Source organism: Allobosea sp. 05T422_2 (genome assembly GCF_056396265.1).
Map to the genome: position 1 here is coordinate 1 of NZ_JBFTLD010000452.1, position 2,609 is coordinate 2,609.

The window sequence follows — 2,609 nt, forward strand, 5'->3', positions numbered from 1 at the left end:
GCACCATACAGCGCTCGCAACCGGGGTTTTCCCCATTGGCGGCCTGCGGACGCGGGCCGAACGCCGCGATATCTTCGCGATCGCCGATGGCGATCCGACCCACGGTTTTGTTGCCGTTCTGGCTCGGATCGGGGAGGGTCGGGATGCCGCGACGCGCCGGCGGGTCGCCGAAGCGCTGATGGCGACGCTCGAAGCGCAAACCGCCGACCTGTTCAGCAAGATCGGGCTCGGTCTCACAGTCGAGGTCCAAGAGATCGACGGGACGGCCTCGCTCAAGACCAACAATCTGCATGAACGCCTCGCACGCAAGGGAGGCCTCGCATGAACCGGGCCATCGATCCGAAGTTCGCCAGCAATCTGATCGGGGCCGAGCGCGCCATGGCGCGCTTCCTCACCGGCGGGGTCGTTCCGCATGTCATTGCCGGAGAGCGCGTGCTCTCCGCCACGAGCGCCACCTTCGAAACGCTCGATCCGGCCACCAATGAGCATCAATGCACCATCGCCTCCGGTGGTGCAGCGGAGATCGACCGTGCGGCCCGCGCCGCCGAGGCGGCCTTCAAGGTCTGGCGCGATGTTCCAGGCGCGACGCGTCGCAAGATCCTGCATGCGATAGCGGATGCGATCGAGGCGCGAGCCGAGGAGATCGCCTTCGTCGAGAGTTGCGATACTGGCCAACCGATCCGCTATATGGCCAAGGCTGCGCTGCGCGGCGCCGAGAATTTTCGCTTCTACGCCGATCGTGCCACCGAGGCGGGCAACGGGCTTTCGCTGCCCGATACCGACCATATCAACTACACCATCCGCCAACCGATCGGCCCCGTCGGCGTGATCACGCCGTGGAACACGCCTTTCATGCTGTCGACCTGGAAGATCGCGCCGGCACTCGCCGCCGGCTGCACCGTCGTCCATAAGCCGGCCGAGTGGTCACCGCTCTCCGCGGTCATCCTGACCGAGATCATGGATGAGGTGATCCGCGCCCACGGATTGCCCGCGGGCGTCGTCAATCTGGTGCACGGGCTCGGCGAAGAGGCTGGCAAGGCCCTGACCGAGCATCCCGCGATCCGGGCAATCGCCTTCGTCGGCGAGACCACGACCGGCTCGCACATCATGGCGCAAGGCGCAAAGACGCTGAAACGCGTGCATTTCGAACTCGGCGGCAAGAACCCGGTGATCGTTTTCGACGATGCCGACCTGGACCGCGCCCTCGATGCCGTGCTGTTCATGATCTACTCGCTGAATGGCGAACGCTGCACGTCGTCCTCGCGCGCGCTGGTCCAGCGCTCGATCTATGACAGCTTCAGCGAAAGAGTCGTCGAGCGTGTCCGGCGTATCAAAGTCGGCCACCCGCTCGATCCGGCAACGGAGATCGGGCCGTTGATCCACCCGCGTCATGCCGAAAAGGTCCTGTCCTACCCTGCGCTCGCGCGAGAGGGCGGGGCACGCGTCGCCTGCGGCGGCGGGCGGGCGATGGAGGGGGCCGGCAATTATGTCGAGCCGACGCTCTATGTCGACGCTGCAGCTGGAATGCGGATCGCCCAGGAGGAGATCTTTGGTCCTGTCCTGACCATGATTCCCTTCGAGGATGAGGCCGATGCGGTTCGGGTCGCCAACGATGTCCGCTACGGGCTCGCCGGCTATCTCTGGACCCGTGATATCGGCCGCGCGCACCGTGTCGCTCGCGATCTCGAAGCCGGCATGATCTGGGTGAACTCCGAGAATGTGCGGCATTTGCCGACCCCGTTCGGAGGCATCAAGAGTTCCGGCATCGGCCGTGACGGCGGCGACTATTCCTTCGATTTCTACATGGAGACGAAGAACATCGCGGTCGCCTATGACAGCCACAAGGTCCCAAAGCTCGGGCTCGGAGGCTGACCGGTAACGGGAAGGATCGAAGCGGGAACGGCGGCCGTGGTCGCAGCCGTGCCACCGGCTTCACAGCATCAAGCCCTCGAAAAGCAGGCCGGCAGCAGGAATAAGATACCAAGGAGGAAGCTCTATGCCTGTCCCGCAGCCGGTATTGAATCCGCCCTTTCAGGTGGTGCGGCTCAATCACGTCGTCCTGTCCGTGTGCGATCTGGCGGCTTCGCGAGCCTTCTGGTCCGATACGCTTGGGCTGCTAGTGACGGACGAGAGCGAGAGCCGAGTCTACATGCGTGCGATGGAAGAACGTGGACACCATTGCATCGTCTTGGAGAAGGGTGAAAGCCCGGTCGCAAAGGTACTCGGTTTCAAGGTTTTCTCGGAAGAGGATCTGGACAAGGCACATCATTTCTTTCGGGCGAACGGCCTGCCGGCCCGGTTTGTCGAGGCGCCGTTCCAGGGCCGCACGCTCAGGACTGTCGACCCGCTCGGCGTCCCGCTGGAGTTCTATTTCAGCATGGACAAGCTTCCGTCGGTTCACCAGAAATACGCGCTMTACAAGGGCGTGAAGCCGCTCCGGATCGACCATTTCAACTGCTTCTCCGACAATGTCGACGCGTCCGTCGCGTTCTATAACGCGATCGGATTCCGAACGACCGAATACACGGTGAACGAGGATGGCAGCCGGCTCTGGGCGGCCTGGATGCACCGCAAGGGTGGCGTTCACGACATGGCCTTCACCCATGGGG

General features: G+C 63.7%; 3 protein-coding genes. All 3 read left to right on the forward strand.

The features are described from left to right. Positions 1-325 (forward strand): 5-carboxymethyl-2-hydroxymuconate isomerase (locus AC1DJT_RS35940; protein ID WP_476835979.1); only part of this gene is annotated, 325 nt, incomplete at its 5' end. Beyond that, on the forward strand, positions 322-1,872 hold the full coding sequence (hpaE, locus tag AC1DJT_RS35945; protein WP_441490883.1) for a 5-carboxymethyl-2-hydroxymuconate semialdehyde dehydrogenase: 1,551 nt from the start codon (positions 322-324) through the stop codon (positions 1,870-1,872). The genes AC1DJT_RS35940 and hpaE, both read left to right, overlap by 4 nt. 124 nt (positions 1,873-1,996) lie before the next feature. Beyond that, positions 1,997-2,609 (forward strand): VOC family protein (locus AC1DJT_RS35950; protein WP_476835980.1); only part of this gene is annotated, 613 nt, incomplete at its 3' end.